The sequence below is a fragment of the Arthrobacter sp. BE255 genome, from assembly GCF_031457335.1.
Taxonomy (GTDB): Bacteria; Actinomycetota; Actinomycetes; order Actinomycetales; family Micrococcaceae; genus Arthrobacter.
The window spans coordinates 22311-40996 of sequence record NZ_JAVDWK010000020.1; the positions used below are offsets into that span (position 1 = coordinate 22311).

The window sequence follows — 18686 nt, forward strand, 5'->3', positions numbered from 1 at the left end:
CCAATGATGGGCAAGTACTACTACCCCCAGGGCGGACTGCCGCCGCAGACCCACCTCACCACGGAACGGGCCATCGTCACGGAGGCCTACACGGTCATCCCCAAGGGCGTCATGACCGACATCGTAACCAGCACCCTGCCGGGTTTCTCCAACACCCGCTCGTGGATCCTGGCCCGCCCGATCTCCGGGTTTGCCACCACGTTCTCGCAGCTGATCGTGGAGATCGGCCCCGGCGGCGGCGCCCCGAAAGCCGAGTTCGAAGCAGGCGTTGAAGGCGTCGTCTTTGTCACCAAGGGCAAGGTCAACCTGACCCTCGACGGCGAACTGCACCAGCTGGAGGAAGGCGGCTACGCCTACCTGGCCGCCGGTTCCACGTGGGGCCTGGAGAACGTCTCGGACGACATCGTCTCGTTCCAATGGATCCGCAAGGCCTACGAGCGGCTCGAAGGCTACGAGGCCAAGTCCTTCGTCACCAGCGACGCCGAGGTGGAACCCACCGCGATGCCGGATACCAACGGCGCCTGGAAGACCACCCGCTTCACGGATTCGTCCGACCTGGCCCACGACATGCAGGTGAACATCGTGACGTTCCAGCCGGGCGGGGTCATCCCGTTCCCGGAGACCCACGTCATGGAGCACGGCCTGTACGTCCTGGAGGGCAAGGCCATGTACCTGCTGAACAACGACTGGGTTGAAGTGGAGGCCGGCGACTTTATGTGGCTGCGCGCGTTCTGCCCGCAGGCCTGCTACGCCGGCGGCCCCGGCGAGTTCCGGTACCTGCTGTACAAGGACATGAACCGCCAGATCCGCCTCACCTAGTCCTTTCCGACGCCGAGGTCGCCGGAAGCCTTCCAGTTCGCTGGGAGGGCTTCCGGCGACCTCGTCGCGTTTCCGGCGATTTCGGGGTGCCGGGGCCATTGACCGCGTTCTGAAGTCCGAGGAGCATTGAGGTGCCGGCACTGCAGGTCCCTGCCGAAGCGCCGGCCCGAAGGGTCAGCGACATGCCCGGAACCAGGCGGCACCGCATCAGGAACAGGATCGCGGCGGCTGTGTCCGCAGCGCTGGTGGCCGTTGCCCTGGGCAGCTGCACTCCTGAACCCCTCCCACCGGATCGGCATGAGGATATCTACGCCGCACTGGAGGCTTTCAGCCGCTCGATGATCGAAGACGGCGCCCCGGCTGTCGTCATCGAAGTGAAAGGCGGCGGGAAAACGTGGACCCATGCCGCCGGCGTCCGGGACCTCGACACCCGTGAACCCGCCACGGTCTCCGACCCCTTCAGGGTAGGCAGCATCACCAAGTCCATGGTGGCCGTGTCCGTCATGAAGCTGGTGGAGGAAGGCAAAATCGGCCTGGACGAGCAGGTCAGCAAATACCTCCCAGAATTCGGAACCGTCCTTCATCCGCCTGGCCCGGTAACGGTGCGCCAACTCCTGATCCACGAAACCGGGCTGCCTGATTTTGGCATTCCCCTGCTGGCCTCGGGGCCGTTGCCGGAAGTTATGAACAGGCCACTGAGCCTGGAGCAGCAACTGGCGCTCGCGGCCACGGCGCCGTGGGAACGGCGGCTCGCACAGGGCTTCGAATACTCCAATTCCAATTACGCGGCGCTGGGCCTGATCGTCCAGCGGTTCCGCGGCAAGAGCATCAATGCAGTCCTGAAGGAGGACGTTGCTGATCCGTTGGGGCTGCCGTCAACCGGCCTTCCCCTGCCCGGTGCAGCCCCGGCCACCATGGTCCACGGCTACATCACCGTGAACGGCCAGCGCCTGGACGTAACCCAGCCCGCCTGGCTGTCAGAGTTTGCAGCGGGCGGCGCAGTGTCCACCGTGTCCGAGCTGAACACCTTCTACGCCGCCCTGTTCCAGGGGAAACTACTGCGGGACGAAAGCCGGACCTCGATGCTGCGGCGCGACAGCGACTACTACGGCTTCGGGCTGATGAAATGGAACGACACCTGTTCCAACCGGCTGTACCACGGACATACCGGCGACATCGATGGCTACGGGTCCGTTTCCATGACCAGCGAAGACGGTTTGAGGCAGTTCAGCATCGCCGTGGCCTTTCCGCCGGAACCGCCCACACTGAACGTCAACCCGCTGGTCCTTGACCTCGCAAACTTGGCGGAACAAACGCTGAACGCGCTGTGCTGAGTTGAGCCATGCCCGGACAGCCGCCGGGGCTTGCCTGCCGGTCCAGATGGGGGAAGCATACAACCATGCTGACCATCGGAACCACGGTTCTCGGAGTGGAGGACGTTCCCCGTGCCACCGCGTTCTGGTGCGATGCACTGGGCTACGTCCCGCGCGAGGAGGGCGACGACACCTGGGTGGTCCTCGTCCCGCACGGCGGCAACGGGGCCAGGCTCGCCCTGATGCTCAGCGAGACGCCCGTCCAGGAGCGTCCGCGGATCCACCTTGACCTCTACGCCGACGACCAGAACGCCGAGGTGGCCCGTTTGCTGGACCTGGGCGCCTCACGCGTGGACTGGGACTTGTACCCCGAAGATCCCGATTTCATCGTGCTCGCGGACCCGGACGGGAACCGGTTCTGCGTGGTGGACGTGGCCCGCTCCTGAAGCAGGCCGGGGGCGCACTGGCCGGTTAGCCCGCCGGTTAACCCGCGGTGGAGGACGCCGCAAGCAGCCTTCCAATGGCGCTTGACTGGAGATTGTCCAGGAGGTCACGCGGACCCGAGTAGACCTCCGCGGCGCCGGCGTCCCTTAGTTCAGCAGCAGTTGTTCCGCCGCAGGTGAGTCCTATGGCGGGCATACCGAGAGCTGCCGCGGCCTGCATGTCCCACACCGCATCGCCGACGTACACGGCATCGGCAGACTGGACGCCAACAGCCTCCAGCGCGGCCACCAGGATGTCCGGGGCCGGCTTGCTGGCCTTCGCGTCGTTGGCACTGGTGGCCGCATGGATGTGGGCATCAGAGCCGAGGGCCCGCCGGGTTGCCGCCAGGTCCTGTGTCCGGGCGGACGACGCCAGGGCAACGGCCAGCCCTCCGAAGTGGCATTGCGCCAGGAGGTCCCTCGCGCCGTCGAAGGGGCGAAGGACGGCCCAGTTGGACGCAAACAGGGCGGCGTGGCTGGCCATGATGTCGGCGTCGGCGTTTTTGTCCCTGCCGTGCGGAAGGAGGCTGTCCACCAGCCGGTCGCCGCCCATGCCGACGCAGTGGTGGATGGAAGCCATCGGCACGTCGTGGCCCTGCTGCCGGAATGCCTGCCACCACGCCAGCGTATGGATGTAGGAGGAATCCACCAGGGTCCCGTCCACGTCAAACAGGACGCCCCGGCGTCGACCCGTCACTCCCGCCGCGCCCAGGTGCTGGGGGTCCATCAGCCGGCTGCGGCCCGTGTGGTCCCCGAAACCCTTTTGATGCGGGGCGCAGCCTCCTCCTTGGCGGAAACCACCGGCCGGACACGTTCGCGGATGACCGTCCCCGCGCCGTCGCGGCTGCGGTCCCGGATCAGCCCCGTTCCGGCGATTTCGCGTGCCATGGCCACGCCGGCCACCGCGGCGCGCTTGGTGGGAAATGTCACCGATATCGCCATCAGGTCCCCGGCCCCATCCAACATCCTGACCCTGTAGCCACCGTCAGCTGCATCCACCAGTTCAAAATAACCGGCCATTCAAACCACTCCTCCGTCAGTCACTGCGCTGTGCTTGGAGCACGCCGTGAAGTGTTAGTAAGTATACTTACTGGTTCTGCTGGGGAAAAGTGCTGCAATCCCCCAATTGCAAGCAGTCACGACTCATTCCCCGTCTCGGGCGGAATGGGCGCATCACTCCGGCGAACCGTATCCTGATGCAGCTCCAGTGCGCTAGTCACAAGCCCGAAGTGGCTGAAGGCCTGGGGTGTATTGCCCAGCTGGCGCCCCGCCCTGACGGCCCACTCCTCACTCAGCATGCCCACGTCGTTCCGCAATTCCAGGAGCCGTTCGAACAGCTCGGTGGCTTCCCGACGGCGGCCCGCCCCCAGGAGCGCCTCCACCATCCAGAACGAACACGCCAGGAACACCCCCTCATCCCCGGGAAGTCCATCGTCGCTCTCGGCCGGGCGGTAGCGGAGCACAAACCCGTCTTCGGTCAGCTCATCCAGGATCGCGTCAATGGTCCCCACCACCCGCGGGTCTTCCGGCGGCAGGAACCCCACACGCGGGATGAGCAGGAGGCTCGCATCAAGTTCCGGCCGGCCGTAGGACTGCACAAACGTGTTGCGCACCGCGTCGAAGCCGTTCGCCATCACGTCCCGGTGGATGGTGTCCCGGAGCGCCTCCCAGCGCTCCGCCGGACCGGGCAGGCCGGACTCGCGGACGCCTTTCACCATCCGGTCCGCGGCCACCCAGGCCATGACCTTCGAATGCGTGAAGTGGCGTCGCGGTCCGCGCATCTCCCAGAGACCGTTGTCCGGCTGGTCCCAGATGGTTTCCAGGTGCTGCATGAGGGCAATCTGGACATCCCAGGCCTCGTCGGTGTGTTTGAGCAGGGAATTCCGGGTCAGGGCCAGGCAGTCCAGCACTTCCCCCCACACGTCCAGCTGGAACTGCTCCGCCGCGCCGTTGCCGATCCGCACCGGGCTGGAGCCTTCATAGCCGGACAGCCACGGCAATTCCATTTCCGGAAGCCTGCGCTCGCCATGGATTCCGTACATGATCTGCAGGTCCGCGGGGTCGCCGGCAACGGCCCGGAGCAGCCAGTCCCGCCAGGCTGCGGCCTCTTTGGTGTAGCCCGCGGCCAACAGTGCCTGCAGCGTCATGGTGGCGTCCCGCAGCCAGCAGTAGCGGTAGTCCCAGTTGCGCGGGCCGCCAAGCTGTTCCGGCAGCGACGTGGTGACCGCGGCGACGATGCCTCCGGTGGGCGCGTAGGTCAAGGCCTTGAGGGTCACCAGCGAGCGCACCACCGCGTCCCGGTACTTCCCGGTGACCGTGCACTGGGAAGTCCAGCCCCGCCAGAAGGCCGCCGTGGTACCCAGCACTTCCTCGGCGTCGACAGTGGTGGGCCGCCGCACGTGGCTTGGTGCCCACGTCAGCACAAACGGGATCCGCTCCCCTGCGCTGACCGTGAAGTCGCTGACCGTGTGCAGGTTTTCGCCGTGCAGCGGGGCCCCGGTGACGAAATAGACGGCGTCAGGACCCGCAATCGCATGGATCCCGTGTTTGTCCTTCCGGACCCAGGGCACAATGTGGCCGTAATCGAAGCGCAGCGCCAGCTCGCCGTGCATCCGGACACTGCCGCTGACGCCCTCCACGATGCGCACGATATCTGCCACCTCGTCGCGGGGCGGCATGAAGTCAATGACGCGCACAGTCCCGTCCGGCGTTTCCCATTCCGTTTCCAGGATGAGGGTTCCGTCGCGATAGCTGCGCCGGGTGCACGTCCCGCCGGACTCAGGAGCCAGCAGCCACCGGCCCGCATCCGGAGTGTCCAGCAGGGCATTGAAGCAGGCCGGGGAGTCAAACCGGGGCAGGCACAGCCAGTCGATGGACCCGGCAGTACTCACCAACGCTCCGGTGTGGAGGTCGCCGACTACCGCATAATCCTCAATTCGCGCCATTTCCCTACCCTGCCACACACGTGCCCGGCCGGCCGGAGGATCACGGGTGTAGCCTGAAATCAGGGTAAAGCAGCTGCCTATGGCCACCGGTGGTGGCCGCCAGCAGGCCAGGTTCCCCGGTTCCGGCCCGCAACACCGGAGGCACCCTTGGAACAGCCATCCACTAGCCTGGTCATCGAGAAAATTCAGGACCTCCTCCTGGACACCCAGGACGTTGAGGACTTCCTCAATGAACTCGCAACGTATTCGGCCGAGAACCTCTCCGGCCCCCGGGGCGAAGTTCTCTGCGGGATCACCCTGCTCCGCCACCGGACCGCAGCCACGGTGGCCAGCAGCGGCGACCGGGCACGCCTGCTTGATGAGCTCCAGTACGAATATGGCGACGGCCCCTGCCTCCAATGCGCCAGGGAAGGCGTGCTCGTCCACATCCGGGACTTCAGGACCGAAACCCTGTGGCCGGAATATGCTGCCACGGTGCTGAACCACGGCATCCGGTCGGTCCTGGCTGTACCGTTCGAGCTGTCCGGGGACGACGCCAAGGCGGGGATCAACCTCTACTCGGACCGTCCTGGCGCCTTCGACGCCAACGCCGTGGAGCATGCCCTCAGCTACGTGTCCCAGGCTTCGAAAGGCATGCGGCTTGCCGTGCGGCTGGCCCAGCATTCGGACACCGCTGCCAACCTGAAGGCGGCCCTCGATTCCCGCACGGTGATCGATACGGCCGTGGGAATCATCATCGGGCAGAACAGGTGCACCCAGGACGAGGCAATGGACCTCATCAAATCCGCCTCCAGCACTCGCAACGTTAAGCTCCGCGACGTGGCCGCTGCCATCGTGGAATCCGCGGGCGGCGGCACGCTGACGACCCATTTCAGCTGACATGGCCATCCACATTGGAACGTCAGGCTGGAGCTATGACCATTGGGAGAACGTGCTGTACCCGCCCGGGCTCCCCGTTCGGGACAGGCTTCAGCATTATGTCTCCCGCTTCGGCACCGTGGAACTCAACGCGAGTTTCTACCGGTGGCCCGGGGACACGTCCTTCGCCAGCTGGCGGCGGCGGCTTCCCGACGGCTTCGCCATGTCGGTCAAGGCCCCGCGCGGGCTGACGCACGGCAAGAAACTGTACGCGCCGGAGGTCTGGCTTGAACGGATCTCCCGGTGCTGGCATGAACTCGGTGATAAAAGGGCGGTCCTGCTGGTCCAGCTCCCGCCGCAGCTGCCCAGGGATGACGCCCGGCTGGAATATTTCCTCGCCAAAGTGCCACGCTGGATCCGCGTGGCCCTGGAGTTCCGGCACCCCAGCTGGGACCACCCGGACATATACGGGCTCTTGGAGCGGCACGGGGCCGCGTACTGCATCATGAGCGGAGCCAACCTGCCGTGCATCCTCCGCGCCACGGCGCCCTTTGTCTACGTCAGGCTGCACGGCCCGGACCATCAGCACCTCTACGGCGGCTCGTATTCGGACGGGGAACTGGGATGGTGGGCTGACCGCATCCGGGAATGGGCGGCCGGCGGGCGGGACGTGTTTGTGTACTTCAATAACGACGGCGGCGGGAACGCCGTGCGGAACGCCGAGACCCTGCGCTGGATCCTGGGCGCCGGCTGAAGTCACGCTGGGCGTTCACCGCAGCGCCTGTGGCAGAGTGGAGGCATGGACAGGGCCCCGCAGAAATCATCATTGGCCGGCAACCGCGCCTTCCGGCTGGCTCACTGGCTCTCCGACGGCGTTAACGGTGTCCGCCTGCAGCTGGCAAAGCGCTGGAACTTCGTGCCGAAGACCATCGCGTACCAGGGTTACGGATCCACTGAGTGGGTGCGGGTCCTGGGCCGCGTGTTGCTCACCAAGGAGCCGGCACCCGGCAGCCGGGCCGAACATGCCGCCCGCAACGGTAACCAGAACGTCCGCGGCTGGCGGGCTTTCACCAGCGTTCCCGTGCAGTTCACCGACGTCCAGGTCACCATAGAAGATGTCGTGACCACGGTGAAGGCGGACCGCGGCGGCCTGATCGACACTGTGGTGGACATCCGGCTGTCCCCCGGCTGGCACACGGCCGTCCTGCGCGCCGAAGGGACTGAGCCCGTGGAGGCGCTCATCCAGGTGATCGCGCCGGACACCACCTTCGGCATCGTGTCCGATATTGACGACACCGTCATGGTCACGGCCCTGCCCCGCCCCTTCCTCGCGTTGTGGAACACCTTTGTCCTCAGCGAGAGGGCCCGGATGGCCACGCCCGGGATGGCGGTCCTGCTGGACCGGCTCACCGTCGAGCATCCTGAGGCCCCCGTCATCTACCTGTCCACCGGGCCGTGGAACGCAGCCCCCACCCTGGCACGCTTCCTCGGCCGCAACATGTATCCAGCCGGGGCACTGCTGCTTACCGACTGGGGACTGACCCAGGACAGGTGGTTCCGCAGCGGCCAGGAGCATAAACACCGCAACCTCGAACGCCTCGCTGAGGAGTTCCCGGACATGCGCTGGCTCCTGATCGGCGACAACGGCCAGCACGACGAACAGATCTATTCAGGCTTCGCCCAGGAGCACTCGGACAAGGTCGCCGCCATTGCCATCCGGCAGCTTTCCGTCAGCGAGGCCGTGTTTGCGGGCGGGCACTCCGAAGACGGCGATCACAGCGCGTCGGCAGTCCCGTGGATCTACTCCACCGATGGCGCAGGCATGGCCAAGCAGCTGAAGTCCCTGGACCTCCTCTAGCGCCGCCGGACCCACCGCAACGACCCGCCGCCGGACTCGAGCACCACCCCGCTAGGCGGTGGCACCCAGGGTGGTCACGTCGTCGTCGTTCCCTTCCGTCCAGTCGGATTCCGGGGTGGCAGCCTGCGCGACGGCGGTGGCCGCCGCGGCCACCAGGTTCCGTTCCTCAAGCAGTTCCTGGAACCAGAAGTAGGACGCCTTGGGCGTGCGTTCCAGTGTCTCGAAATCCACGTGGAGCAGGCCGAACGGCTGGTTGTAGCCGGCGGACCACTCGAAGTTGTCCATCAGGGACCAGACGTAATAGCCGCGGAGGTCCACGGATTCGGCCTCCCCGCCCGGGGCTGTGGCTTTCAGCGCCGCTTCCAGGTGGTCCGAAAGGTATTTCAGGCGCCGTTCGTCCGGGATGAACGTTGTGTTGGTGGACTTGTCGCGGACGATGATGTCCTCGAAGCTCGCCCCGCCCTCGGTGATGATCACGGGCGGCAGGTTCGGGTAGCGCTCCGCCATTTCCTTCAGCGCGACACCCATGTATTCGGACTTGACGGGCCAGCCGTAGGCGGTGACGTCCGCTTCGGGCCAGGCTTCGACGTGGAACGGGGTGCCGCCGTTGCCCATTGCGCTCAGGTCGCTGCCCATGGCTTCGGCCATGCTGGCCGGAACAGCGCCCTGTCCCGGGCCTACGGCCACCTTGGTGGGCATGTAGTAGTTCAGCCCGTAGAAATCCAGCGGCTGGGAGATGATCTCCATGTCCTCGTCAGGGTGGTCGAAGGAGCTGAAGATCTTCGCGGCGCGGATGAGGTCGGGGTACTTGCCCAACAGGACCGGGTCCGCGTACAGCCGGTTCTGGGCAAGGTCCATCAGGCCGGCGCTGATCTTGTCCAGCGGGTTGATGGAGTTGGGGACCATCGGCGAGTAGACGTTGGTCATGCCGATCTCGCCGGGGACCCCTGCTGCCCGCAAAGCCTGCACGGCGAGGCCGTGGCCCAGCAGCTGGTGGTGCACGGTGGGGAAAGCGTTAAGCATGAGGGACTCACCGGGCGAATGCAGCCCCAGTGTGTAGCCGTTGGTGGTGACCGTGGCGGGTTCGTTGATGGTGGCCCAGCGCGCCACCCTGTCGCCGAAGGCCTCAGCGGCGATCGCGGCGAACTCGCCCAGCCGGAAGGCGGTGTCCCGGTTCATCCAGCCGCCGGTATCGTCCAGCGCTTTCGGGGTATCCCAGTGGTAGAGCGTGACCATGGGCGAAATCCCGTTGGCCAGCAGCTCATCGAGGAGGCGGTCGTAGAAATCCAGTCCCGCCCGGTTCACGGCTCCGCTGCCGGTGGGCTGGATCCGCGGCCACGCCAGGGAGAAGCGGTAGGAGTCCACGCCCAACTGCTTCATCAGGGCGACGTCGCCGGGCATCCGATGGTAATGGTCGCAGGCGATCGCCGGGCTGTGGTCTTCAACAATGGCTCCCGGTTTGGACGCGAAAACATCCCATCCTGCCGGGCCGCGGCCATCCTCCTCCAACGCACCCTCGATCTGGAAGGCCGCGGTGGCCACGCCCAGGGTGAATCCGGACGGGATGAGGGCTGCCAAATCCTTGGCGGTGATATGCACGGTGGTGCCAACTTCCTTAGCTGGGTTAGGAACTGTACCCCTCAGAATGGCACACGGCCGGGCGGCTGACGAGTAGCAACCCAGGGCCTCCTGCTAGGGTCTGGGGATGGATGAAAAACTGGGGAAGTTCATCGATGATTTTGCCGCGCTGGTCCAGCTGGCGCAGTCCGGAAACCACCGGCAGCAGCCCGGCAAGCAGCTCCTTCAAGCACTGACCGAGCATCTTGGCGTGCCGGCCGCGGAGCTTTCGGTCGTGGTGGAAAATATCCCGCCCCACCGTTTTGTCGACGGCGACATTGTGATGGCGGAGCTCGTTGGGCAGGACCCTGCCGGCCGGCTGGTGGGCATCGGCGGCGGCGGCCAGCGGCACCACCAGTCGTTGAGTGACATGGTCCAGCAGTCGCTGCTGTTTCCGCAGTTTCCGCTTGCCCAGCCTGACTATGCCAACCTGGCGGTGGGCCCGGATGAGCACCGGCAGGCTGTGGCGCTGGGCCTGTGGCTTTTCAGCTTCGGCGGCCGGCCGCTGGCGGTGCTGCAGCGCGATGCCGACCCCCGGTCCGGGCGCCAGACTGCTTCCCTGGAAGTCCTGGCAGCCGGCCAGGAAGCCGCAACAGGCTTCCTTACAGAGTTCCGGCACAGGATGGACAGCAACAGTGTCCTCAAGGGCCAGGTCATCTCCCTCGTGATGTCCGAATACGGACCCAGCGCCGCAGGGGTGACCTTCCATCACCGGCCCAGCCTGCCGGCGTCGGACGTCATCCTGCCCGCCGGCCTGCTGCAGAAGGTGGCCGACCACACCGTGGGGATCGCCACCCACCGCGCCTCGCTCAAGGACCACGGCCAGCACCTCAAGCGCGGCATCCTGCTCTACGGCCGGCCTGGAACGGGCAAGACCCACACGGTCCGGCACCTGCTGAGCCAGAGTGCCGGGTCGACGGCGATCCTCCTCTCGGGCGGTTCGCTCGCCAGGATCTCGGACGCGGCACGCATGGCCCGGGCGCTGCAGCCGTCCATCGTGGTGCTGGAGGACTGCGACCTGATCGCCGAGGACCGGAGCTTCGGGCACGGTCCGCAGCCGCTGCTGTTTGAGGTGCTGGACGCCATGGACGGCCTCGACAACGACGCTGACGTCGCGTTTGTGCTCACCACCAACCGGCCCGACATGCTTGAACGGGCCCTGGCCCAGCGTCCGGGCCGGGTGGACCTGGCCGTCGAAATCCCGCTCCCGGCACACGCCGAGAGGGTCCGGCTGCTGGAACTGTACGGCCGGCTGGTGGACTTCACCCCGGAAGCACTGCGTGCCGCAGCTGAACGCACCGAGGGCACCACGGCGTCCTTTGCCCGAGAACTGGTCCGCCGGGCCGTGGTGGCCGCAGCGCTGGAAGACGCACCGGTGTCCGACGCGCACCTCGAGGCCGCGGTGGAGGACCTCATGGCCGATGCCGAAACCCTCACCCGCAGCCTGCTGGGCAGCGGTCCGGACGTGGCCGGCGCCCCTCCGGGTGGCAGGCCGGGATTTCCCTGGCCGGGTGTGGTCGGGCGGAGCTCCACGGGCCCGGGTTTCGCGGGCCCTGGTTTTATGGGGACAGCCGGCTCACTGTGAGCCGAACAGGAACTCCTTGGCATGTGCCACGGCCTTGCGGTAGGCATCGTTCCGCAGCGTGACCAGGTGTTCAGTGTCCCCGTCGGCCGGTTCCAGGTATCCGGTGTAGCCCGGACGGAGCACCCAGATGTCGCCGGCGGGCGGCAAATAGAAGACACCGAACGAGCGTTGCTGGCCCTCGTCCGCCGTCCACACCGGCACCACCGCGAGGGCCGCACCGGTGGAGGGGTTGATCCATTGGGCCCGGGGCATAGGTTCCTCGTGCGCCTCCGGGTCGAGGAACGGTGCAGTGTCCTGGCCCCAGCGCTGCTCAAAGCGCTCGTGGAAAGCGGGCATCAGGTGTGAATCGTAGCGGCGCCACTCGCTCATGGTGGTGCTCCTCCTTTGTATGGGCGGGTCAGGCCCACGGTCCGCTTTCCCATCGGACCGGGGTGATTCTGATGGTGTTGTCCGTATGGCTGCGGACGTGGCGGACAGGGATGCTTTGCGGGCCCGGCCCCCGGTGGGAAACCGCCTGGCTGCGGGCACGGCTTCGATCGTAGGCCGCGCGGCGGCCCGGATCCCGAAGGACGGCAAATGCCTGCATGATGAGCAGCAAGTCGTCGTTCCGGGCCGCGCCCTGTTCGCCTGCCGCGCTCTCCGGAGGCCTGCCGCCGTCGACGTCGGGATGGAGGTTACGCATCAGGGCACGGTAGGCGCGGGCGATTTCCTGCTGGCTGGCCGACGGCCGGACCCGCAGGGCTGCGTAGTGGTCCGGCAGGGAGGCGCCGTCCGGAACTTCCCTGTCAGATTTCTCCCAGTGCGGTGTGTCCATGCGGGACGCCTTCGTAGACGGTCAGGTTCGATCCGGCACCGGCGCGGGCAGGGTTCCCTGCCCGCGCCGGCCGGATGGCCGATGATACGAGGGGCTAGCTTCCGATCTCGTGCAGCTGGCCCTTTGTTTCAATCTCGATCTTGCGCGGTTTCGCCTGCTCGGCCACAGGGATCCTCAGTGTCAGGACACCCTGGTCGTAGCTGGCCTTGATCTTGTCCGCGTCCAGGGTGTCGCCCAGGATCAGCTGGCGGCTGAACACACCGCGGGGCCGTTCGGCGGCGACCAGCTCGACGTTGGGCTGGGTCGGGTCAAGACGCTCCGCCCGGACCGTCAGGACGTTCCGCTCAACGTTCAGGTCCACGGTGTCCACGTTCACGCCCGGAAGGTCAAACGCCACAACGAACTCCCCGTCCTCCTGCCAGGCGTCCATCGGCATGGCCGCAGGTCGTGCCGCGGTTCCAAAGACCTGCTGGGTAAGCCGGTCCAGCTCACGGAACGGGTCCGTACGCATCAACATCATTTCCCACTCCTTCAGCATGCAAATGTTGGTTTTTGGGTTCATATCCGCACCCACTTATCTATGGTGCTGGATATAGATTTTTTATAGCACCCGTGCCAAACTGAGGCAAGGGATTCATTGAGGATTTTTTGGAGCAGTCATGACAGAGCCGGCATCCGGCCGAACCCCGCAGCCCAGTCGACCCCAGCCCGGTCGACCACAGCCCAGCGCCGGGCGGGCACTTTACGCCATCTCCGTGGCGGCCCAGCTGACGGGCACTGGCCAGCAGAATATCCGGCTCTACGAAACGAGGGGACTGCTGACACCGGTCCGGACACCGGGCGGCACGCGGCAGTACAGCGACTCGGACATCGCTGTCCTGCTGCGCATCGGGGAACTGCTTGAGCAAGGACTCAACCTGGCCGGAGTGGCGATGGTCCTTGAGCTTGAGGCAGCAAACGCCAGGCTTTACCGGGCCCTGAAACGGGCACGTTTGCGCCCGGATTCATAGCCTGTCCGGCTGCGGTCAGAACCCGCGTCCTCCAGCCAGCCGGTACGACTCCTCAAGCAGCTCCCCCAGCTCGTCGGCGCCGATCCGCTCCAGCCGGACCAGCACCAGCTGCGGTGAGCGTTCGTGGTGCGGTGTCCAGAAGTACGTGCCGGGCTCAGTGCCGGCCAGTGCCTCGCGCTCGTCCGTTTTGACCGTCAGCACGCCGTCTTCCCAGATGCGTGCCATCAGGGTCTTGGCGAACCAGGCCGGCTGGCCCCAGCTGCTGCGCTCCGAAACGCCGGGCAGCGCCAGGCACATCCTCCGGACGTCAGCCTCGGATGCCATGGCTAGTCGCCTGGCGCGTCGGCTTTGGAGAGTTCGCCCGTGATCCTTTCGCCCGGGATCCGGGCGGTGCGCCACGTGTCCAGGGCGATGACCGCACCCAGGATAACCAGCGAGAGGGACAGCGAGGCCAGGGCGTCACTGAGCCAGTGGTACCCCAGGTACAGCCTGCTGAGCGCCGCCAGCACTATGCCGACGCCGGCGCCCACAAAGCCGAACACGGCAGTGCGTGTGTTCTCCCGCCGCGAGAAGATCAGGAAGGTGCCCACCAGCAGGAAGTCACAGGCGCCCAGGACGTGGCCGGAAGGGAACGAGAAAGTGTGATCGGCGCCGAACAGCATCAGTTCCACCGGCGGACGGGACCTTCTGACGATTTGCAGGATGATCTGCGATATCACCACACCGGAGATCATGCCGCCGGCCAGGAGCATCGGGCGCCAGGCGTGCTTGGCTGCGAATCCCCACACAAGGATGACCACCAGGACAATAATAGGCAGCGCAACAGGCCCGAACACCACTGCCAGGAAGATCATCACGGCAGTGAGCAACTCCGAACGGAGGCCGAGCAGCCAGTTCCGCGCGGACTCGTCCGCCGACGCGAGCCCGTCGTGCTGCAGGACTCCAATGAGGGTGGCCACGAAAACGACGGCTCCCACCGCCACCAGAAGCACGGCCCAGCGATAGAGTGCCGCCCGCGCCTCCGGTTCCATGAAGCGCTCCTCCACGACGAACTTGTCATGGAACCTGCGCCACCAGTTCGGGGCCTTGCTGGATGTTCCCTGTCCTGACTGCTGTGCCACGTGTATTCCATCCCTGCGCAGTTGACGACTTTCCTAAGGTGAAGATTATCCCCGTTCTTCCGCGTTTGGCTGCCGGCCCCGCCCCCAAACGTGGGCACCGGTTCCTCCTGCATCATCGCCGCGCGATAGCCTGACGGAATGGGTGCGATGAACGAGCTGATCAACAGGCATTCCGTGCAGGCGCTGGCCGGCATCATGGCAGAAGCAGCACCGGGCACACAGTGGCCTGCCCTCGGTATCGCCGGCACAACACTGGACGGGCTCAGCCTGCGGGGACGCACCGACCATGTCTGCCGAGCGCTCCTGGATGATCTGCGGCGCCTGCCGCGTCCCGGATATGAGACGGCGGCGGCCATTTTCCGCGGCGCGCTGGACCACCCTGGTTTTACCGGTTGGGTCCTCTGGCCGGTATCCGAGGCGGCTGTCACCCTGGCCCTCGAATCAGGCGGCACTCCGGACTTCAAAGACTGCCTGGCCCTCCTGGCTGAACTGACTCCCCGGCTGACGGGCGAGTTTGCCATCCGGCGGTTGCTCGCCCGCGATCCGGACACGTCACTGCAGGCCATCCTGGAGTGGACCGGACACCCCGACGAGCATGTCCGCCGCCTTGCAAGCGAAGGGACCCGGGCCTATCTCCCCTGGGCTGTCCGGGTCCCGGCCCTGGTCCAGCGGCCGGCGGCGACCCTCCCCATCCTCGATGCCCTGTACCGTGACCGCTCCGAGTATGTCCGGCGGTCTGTGGCCAACCACCTCAACGACCTGGCCCGCCATGCGCCGGACGTTGTGGTGGCGACGGCGGCCGGGTGGCTGGCCGCGCCGGACGCCAACACCGCGTGGGTGGTCAGGCACGGTCTCCGGACCCTGGTCAAGAAGGCCCACCCCGGGGCGCTGGCGCTCCAAGGGTTCGTACCGGCGTCGGTGGCGGTCACGGAACTCCGGCTGGACCGGGACGTTGTGGCCATGCCCGAAGACCTGGGCTTCGAATTCGAGATTTCCAACACCGGCACTGGCGATGCCCGGCTGGCGGTGGACTATGCAGTCCACTACCGCAAGGCGAACGGAACCCAGTCCGTGAAGATTTTCAAGCTCACAGCCCTGACGCTTGCCGCGGGCGAGACCAGGATGCTGGCGAAGCGCCACGCCTTCCGGCCGATGACCACCCGGGTCCACCACCCGGGGATGCACGCCCTCGAACTCCAGATCAACGGGGTGCGCCACGGCCGCGCGGAGTTCCGGCTGGACACCGCGTCCGCGCCTGACTAAAACGTGACTTGACTCACAGTTTACTCTGCAGTAGCATCTCGTGTTAGCGCTAACAAAGAGAGAAACCTTCCAGAACTGCAGTTCCGGCACATTGAACTCCGCGCCTGAATGTTTGCAGCTCTTCAGATGTCCAGGGCTGGTGCCCTGCACAGCAAGGCAGTACCGCTCCACCGGCAAGCGCAGACGCCTGCCGACCCAGCACCACTTCGCGGACAAGCTTCCGCGGGAGGAGAAATCGTGAGAATTAGGAAATTCCTGGGCGCCGTCGCCGTCGTCCTCGCAGTCACTGTGGGTGCCACAGGGTGCGGAAGCCGGGGCGGAACAGCCGCCCCGGAAGCCACTGCGAATCCCAGCGAATCCCTGGTGGGTATCTCGATGCCCACCCAGACGTCCGAGCGTTGGATCGCCGATGGCGGAAACGTGGAAAAGTCCCTGAAGGGACTTGGTTACAAGACTGACCTGCAGTTCGCCAACGACGACATCCCCACGCAGGTATCGCAGATCGAGAACATGCTGACCAAGGGTGCCAAGGCCCTCATTATCGCCGCAATCGACGGCACCACGCTGACCGACGTGCTCGCCAAGGCGAAGGAACAGAACGTCAAGGTCATCGCCTACGACCGCCTCATCAACGGCACCCCGAACGTTGATTTCTACACCACGTTCGATAACTACACGGTGGGCGTGCAGCAGGCAACGTCGCTGCTGACCGGGCTGGGCCTGGTTGATGCCGCCGGCAAGAAGGTGGAGGGCAAGGGCCCGTTCAACGTTGAGCTTTTCGCCGGCAGCCCGGATGACAACAACGCCAACTTCTTCTGGACCGGCGCCATGGACACGCTGAAGCCGTACCTGGACGCCGGAACCCTCAAGGTCCCCAGCGGCCAGACCAAGTTCGAGCAGGCAGCCATCCTGCGCTGGCAGGCCCCTGTGGCCCAGAAACGGATGGAGGACATCCTCACTGCGGCCTACAGCTCCGGCACCAAGCTCAATGGCGTGCTCTCCCCCTATGACGGCCTCTCCATCGGCATCATCTCGGCTCTGACCAGCACGGGCGGCTACGCCAAGGGCGACCTGCCGGTCGTCACGGGCCAGGACGCTGAGAAGGGCTCCGTGAAGTCCATCATCGCCGGCGAGCAGTATTCCACCATCTTCAAGGACACCCGCCAGCTGGGTTCCCAGGCCGTGAAGATGGTCGACGCCCTGCTGAAGGGCCAGGAACCGGAGGTCAACGACACCAAGACCTACAACAACAAGGTCAAGGTGGTTCCGGCCTACCTGCTCAAATCCGTGATCATCACCAAGGACAACTACAAGAAGGAACTCATCGACTCCGGCTACTACACAGACGCCGACGTCAAGTAACTCTTCTTGCGGGGTTGCGGCCGGCCGCACGGCTGGCCGCAACCCCTTCCCGTAGGCCCCTGCAGCCGCAGGCCGGTCCAGTTTTCCAACCAGTCAGTGGGAATTGACGATGAACACACCCATTCTTCAAATGCGAGGAATCACCAAAACCTTTCCGGGCGTGAAGGCCCTGCAGGATGTCACCTTGGACGTGAACCGGGGCGAGGTCCACGCCATCTGCGGAGAAAACGGGGCGGGGAAGTCCACCCTGATGAAAGTCCTGTCAGGGGTTTACCCGCACAACTCCTTCGACGGGGACATCCTTTTCGAAAACGAGCCCTGCAACTTCTCCAGCATCAACGACAGCGAGAAACGCGGCATCGTCATCATCCACCAGGAGCTCGCCCTGAGCCCCTACCTCTCGATCGCCGAGAACATCTACCTCGGCAACGAGCAGGCCAAGAACGGCTGGGTGGACTGGCGGAAGACCAATCTGGAGGCGGCAAAACTGCTGGCCCGGGTGGGCCTGAGCGAAAACCCCATCACTCCGGTCCAGCACATCAGCGTGGGCAAGCAGCAGTTGGTGGAAATCGCCAAGGCGCTCTCGAAGGAAGTCAAGCTCCTCATCCTGGACGAGCCCACAGCGGCGCTCAACGACGAGGATTCCGGCCATCTCCTGGACCTGATCCTGCATCTGAAGGGCCAGGGCATCACCAGCATCATCATCAGCCACAAACTCAACGAAATCCGCAAAGTCGCGGACGCCGTTACCATCATCCGTGACGGCAAAACCATCGAGACGCTGCGGCTCGATGAAGGCCAGATCACGCAGGAACGGATTATCCGCGGCATGGTGGGCCGGGACCTGGAAAGCCTCTACCCGGACCGGGACCCGAAGATCGGGGAGGAAGTCCTGCGGATCGAGGACTGGTCCGTCAGGCATCCCCAGGACCACACACGCATGGTGGTGCACAACGCCAGCCTGAATGTCCGCAAGGGCGAAGTGGTGGGCCTCGCGGGCCTGATGGGAGCGGGCCGGACCGAGTTGGCCATGAGCGTCTTCGGGCGCACGTACGGCACGGCGATGTCCGGAAAGGTGTACAAGTACGGCAAGGAAATCAACACCTCCACCGTGTCCCAGGCGATCGGGCACGGGATCGCCTACGCCACCGAGGACCGGAAGCACTACGGCCTGAACCTCATCGAGGATATCCAGCGGAACATCTCCATGGCTGCGCTGCGCAAGCTGGTCAAGGGCGGATGGGTGGACAAGAACCGGGAAACGGTGGTGGCCAACGGCTACCGCAAGAGCATGAACATCAAGGCACCCTCCGTTGCTGCCATCACCGGCAAACTGTCCGGCGGGAACCAGCAGAAGGTGGTGTTGAGCAAGTGGATGTTCTCGGACCCGGACGTGCTGATCCTCGATGAACCCACCCGCGGGATCGACGTCGGCGCCAAGTTCGAGATCTACACCATCATCGCCAGGCTTGCGGCGGAGGGAAAAGCGGTCATTGTCATTTCCTCGGAACTGCCCGAACTCCTCGGCATCTGCGACAGGGTCTACACCCTGTCCGCCGGCCACATCACCGGCGAGGTGCCCATCGCCGAAGCATCCCAGGAAACCCTCATGCACTACATGACCAAAGAGAAGGAATAG

Annotated in this window: 20 protein-coding genes; 11 read left to right on the forward strand and 9 right to left on the reverse strand. The window is 65.5% G+C overall.

Annotation, left to right across the window (positions count from 1 at the left end; all coding sequences use genetic code 11):
- Positions 1–6: 6 nt before the first annotated feature.
- The 3 genes from J2X42_RS22485 (at position 7) to J2X42_RS22495 (ending at position 2578) form a co-directional block, all read left to right on the forward strand.
- A complete protein-coding gene (locus J2X42_RS22485) occupies positions 7–819 on the forward strand; it encodes a bifunctional allantoicase/(S)-ureidoglycine aminohydrolase (RefSeq protein WP_310168242.1) in 813 nt (270 codons plus the stop codon).
- A 131-nt stretch (positions 820–950) separates the two neighbouring features.
- Entirely contained in the window at positions 951–2153 is a 1203-nt protein-coding gene (locus tag J2X42_RS22490) for a serine hydrolase domain-containing protein (protein ID WP_310168244.1), read from the forward strand.
- Positions 2154–2218: 65 nt separating this feature from the next.
- Positions 2219–2578 carry a VOC family protein gene (locus J2X42_RS22495; RefSeq protein WP_310168246.1) on the forward strand — a complete coding sequence of 120 codons (360 nt, stop codon included), beginning with the start codon at positions 2219–2221 and terminating at the stop codon, positions 2576–2578.
- Positions 2579–2615: 37 nt separating this feature from the next.
- Here the strand turns inward: J2X42_RS22495 and J2X42_RS22500 are convergent, their stop codons facing one another.
- The 3 genes from J2X42_RS22500 to J2X42_RS22510 form a co-directional block, all read right to left on the reverse strand.
- On the reverse strand, positions 2616–3341 hold the full coding sequence (locus J2X42_RS22500) for an HAD family hydrolase (RefSeq protein ID WP_310168248.1): 726 nt from the start codon (positions 3339–3341) through the stop codon (positions 2616–2618).
- The gene (locus J2X42_RS22505; RefSeq protein ID WP_310168250.1) at positions 3341–3634 is read right to left on the reverse strand and encodes a hypothetical protein; all 294 of its coding nucleotides are present in this window, start codon (positions 3632–3634) and stop codon (positions 3341–3343) included. The genes J2X42_RS22500 and J2X42_RS22505 overlap by 1 nt, the downstream gene beginning before the upstream one ends.
- 116 nt (positions 3635–3750) lie before the next feature.
- Positions 3751–5559 carry a glycoside hydrolase family 15 protein gene (locus J2X42_RS22510; RefSeq protein ID WP_396134134.1) on the reverse strand — a complete coding sequence of 603 codons (1809 nt, stop codon included), beginning with the start codon at positions 5557–5559 and terminating at the stop codon, positions 3751–3753.
- A gap of 147 nt (positions 5560–5706) precedes the next feature.
- On the opposite strand from J2X42_RS22510, the gene J2X42_RS22515 reads away from it, so the two are divergent.
- The 3 genes from J2X42_RS22515 to J2X42_RS22525 are packed head-to-tail and all read left to right on the forward strand — an operon-like array spanning position 5707 to position 8275.
- A complete protein-coding gene (locus J2X42_RS22515) occupies positions 5707–6438 on the forward strand; it encodes a GAF and ANTAR domain-containing protein (RefSeq protein WP_310168253.1) in 732 nt (243 codons plus the stop codon).
- Between the two features lies 1 nt (position 6439).
- Complete coding sequence (locus J2X42_RS22520) at positions 6440–7171, forward strand: DUF72 domain-containing protein (RefSeq protein WP_310168254.1); 732 nt, start codon at positions 6440–6442, stop codon at positions 7169–7171.
- A gap of 45 nt (positions 7172–7216) precedes the next feature.
- The gene (locus J2X42_RS22525; RefSeq protein ID WP_310168258.1) at positions 7217–8275 is read left to right on the forward strand and encodes a phosphatase domain-containing protein; all 1059 of its coding nucleotides are present in this window, start codon (positions 7217–7219) and stop codon (positions 8273–8275) included.
- Between the two features lie 51 nt (positions 8276–8326).
- Here J2X42_RS22525 and J2X42_RS22530 read toward each other — a convergent pair whose 3' ends face one another.
- Positions 8327–9874 carry a family 1 glycosylhydrolase gene (locus J2X42_RS22530; protein WP_310168260.1) on the reverse strand — a complete coding sequence of 516 codons (1548 nt, stop codon included), beginning with the start codon at positions 9872–9874 and terminating at the stop codon, positions 8327–8329.
- A gap of 106 nt (positions 9875–9980) precedes the next feature.
- On the opposite strand from J2X42_RS22530, the gene J2X42_RS22535 reads away from it, so the two are divergent.
- A complete protein-coding gene (locus tag J2X42_RS22535; RefSeq protein WP_310168262.1) occupies positions 9981–11477 on the forward strand; it encodes an ATP-binding protein in 1497 nt (498 codons plus the stop codon).
- Here J2X42_RS22535 and J2X42_RS22540 read toward each other — a convergent pair.
- From J2X42_RS22540 to J2X42_RS22550, 3 genes are all read right to left on the reverse strand, one after another.
- Positions 11469–11846 (reverse strand): hypothetical protein, encoded by a 378-nt coding sequence (locus J2X42_RS22540; protein WP_310168264.1) that lies wholly within the window; start codon positions 11844–11846, stop codon positions 11469–11471. The two genes, J2X42_RS22535 and J2X42_RS22540, sit on opposite strands and share 9 nt — an antisense overlap.
- Positions 11847–11874: 28 nt before the next feature.
- Positions 11875–12291 (reverse strand): J domain-containing protein, encoded by a 417-nt coding sequence (locus J2X42_RS22545; protein ID WP_310168266.1) that lies wholly within the window; start codon positions 12289–12291, stop codon positions 11875–11877.
- A 94-nt stretch (positions 12292–12385) separates the two neighbouring features.
- Entirely contained in the window at positions 12386–12808 is a 423-nt protein-coding gene (locus tag J2X42_RS22550; protein ID WP_310168317.1) for an Hsp20/alpha crystallin family protein, read from the reverse strand.
- Between the two features lie 142 nt (positions 12809–12950).
- Here J2X42_RS22550 and J2X42_RS22555 point away from each other — a divergent pair, with 142 nt between their 5' ends.
- Positions 12951–13301, forward strand: coding sequence for a MerR family transcriptional regulator (locus tag J2X42_RS22555; protein ID WP_310168268.1), 351 nt, complete (start codon positions 12951–12953; stop codon positions 13299–13301).
- 15 nt (positions 13302–13316) lie between these two features.
- On the opposite strand, the gene J2X42_RS22560 is transcribed toward J2X42_RS22555, so the two are convergent.
- Together J2X42_RS22560 and J2X42_RS22565 are read right to left on the reverse strand one after the other, a co-directional pair.
- Positions 13317–13625, reverse strand: coding sequence for an MmcQ/YjbR family DNA-binding protein (locus tag J2X42_RS22560; protein ID WP_310168270.1), 309 nt, complete (start codon positions 13623–13625; stop codon positions 13317–13319).
- A 2-nt stretch (positions 13626–13627) separates the two neighbouring features.
- Positions 13628–14422, reverse strand: a complete 795-nt coding sequence (locus J2X42_RS22565; RefSeq protein WP_310168272.1) for a phosphatase PAP2 family protein — start codon at positions 14420–14422, stop codon at positions 13628–13630.
- 138 nt (positions 14423–14560) lie between these two features.
- On the opposite strand from J2X42_RS22565, the gene J2X42_RS22570 reads away from it, so the two are divergent.
- The 3 genes from J2X42_RS22570 (at position 14561) to mmsA (ending at position 18686) form a co-directional block, all read left to right on the forward strand.
- Positions 14561–15685 (forward strand): DNA alkylation repair protein, encoded by a 1125-nt coding sequence (locus tag J2X42_RS22570; protein ID WP_310168274.1) that lies wholly within the window; start codon positions 14561–14563, stop codon positions 15683–15685.
- 237 nt (positions 15686–15922) lie between these two features.
- Positions 15923–17047 carry a multiple monosaccharide ABC transporter substrate-binding protein gene (chvE, locus tag J2X42_RS22575; RefSeq protein WP_310168276.1) on the forward strand — a complete coding sequence of 375 codons (1125 nt, stop codon included), beginning with the start codon at positions 15923–15925 and terminating at the stop codon, positions 17045–17047.
- A gap of 109 nt (positions 17048–17156) precedes the next feature.
- Positions 17157–18686 (forward strand): multiple monosaccharide ABC transporter ATP-binding protein, encoded by a 1530-nt coding sequence (gene mmsA, locus J2X42_RS22580; RefSeq protein ID WP_310168277.1) that lies wholly within the window; start codon positions 17157–17159, stop codon positions 18684–18686.

What these genes read in the sequence shown, in the direction of transcription:
- J2X42_RS22560 (WP_310168270.1), bottom strand. Translation starts at nt 13,625, where the DNA reads ATGGCATCCGAGGCTGACGTCCGGAGGATGTGCCTGGCGCTGCCCGGC.
- mmsA (WP_310168277.1), top strand. Translation starts at nt 17,157, where the DNA reads ATGAACACACCCATTCTTCAAATGCGAGGAATCACCAAAACCTTTCCG.
- J2X42_RS22545 (WP_310168266.1), bottom strand. Translation starts at nt 12,291, where the DNA reads ATGGACACACCGCACTGGGAGAAATCTGACAGGGAAGTTCCGGACGGC.
- J2X42_RS22495 (WP_310168246.1), top strand. Translation starts at nt 2,219, where the DNA reads ATGCTGACCATCGGAACCACGGTTCTCGGAGTGGAGGACGTTCCCCGT.
- J2X42_RS22525 (WP_310168258.1), top strand. Translation starts at nt 7,217, where the DNA reads ATGGACAGGGCCCCGCAGAAATCATCATTGGCCGGCAACCGCGCCTTC.
- J2X42_RS22520 (WP_310168254.1), top strand. Translation starts at nt 6,440, where the DNA reads ATGGCCATCCACATTGGAACGTCAGGCTGGAGCTATGACCATTGGGAG.
- J2X42_RS22535 (WP_310168262.1), top strand. Translation starts at nt 9,981, where the DNA reads ATGGATGAAAAACTGGGGAAGTTCATCGATGATTTTGCCGCGCTGGTC.
- J2X42_RS22540 (WP_310168264.1), bottom strand. Translation starts at nt 11,846, where the DNA reads ATGAGCGAGTGGCGCCGCTACGATTCACACCTGATGCCCGCTTTCCAC.
- J2X42_RS22550 (WP_310168317.1), bottom strand. Translation starts at nt 12,808, where the DNA reads ATGTTGATGCGTACGGACCCGTTCCGTGAGCTGGACCGGCTTACCCAG.
- J2X42_RS22485 (WP_310168242.1), top strand. Translation starts at nt 7, where the DNA reads ATGGGCAAGTACTACTACCCCCAGGGCGGACTGCCGCCGCAGACCCAC.
- J2X42_RS22505 (WP_310168250.1), bottom strand. Translation starts at nt 3,634, where the DNA reads ATGGCCGGTTATTTTGAACTGGTGGATGCAGCTGACGGTGGCTACAGG.
- J2X42_RS22555 (WP_310168268.1), top strand. Translation starts at nt 12,951, where the DNA reads ATGACAGAGCCGGCATCCGGCCGAACCCCGCAGCCCAGTCGACCCCAG.
- J2X42_RS22570 (WP_310168274.1), top strand. Translation starts at nt 14,561, where the DNA reads ATGGGTGCGATGAACGAGCTGATCAACAGGCATTCCGTGCAGGCGCTG.
- J2X42_RS22510 (WP_396134134.1), bottom strand. Translation starts at nt 5,559, where the DNA reads ATGGCGCGAATTGAGGATTATGCGGTAGTCGGCGACCTCCACACCGGA.
- J2X42_RS22500 (WP_310168248.1), bottom strand. Translation starts at nt 3,341, where the DNA reads ATGGACCCCCAGCACCTGGGCGCGGCGGGAGTGACGGGTCGACGCCGG.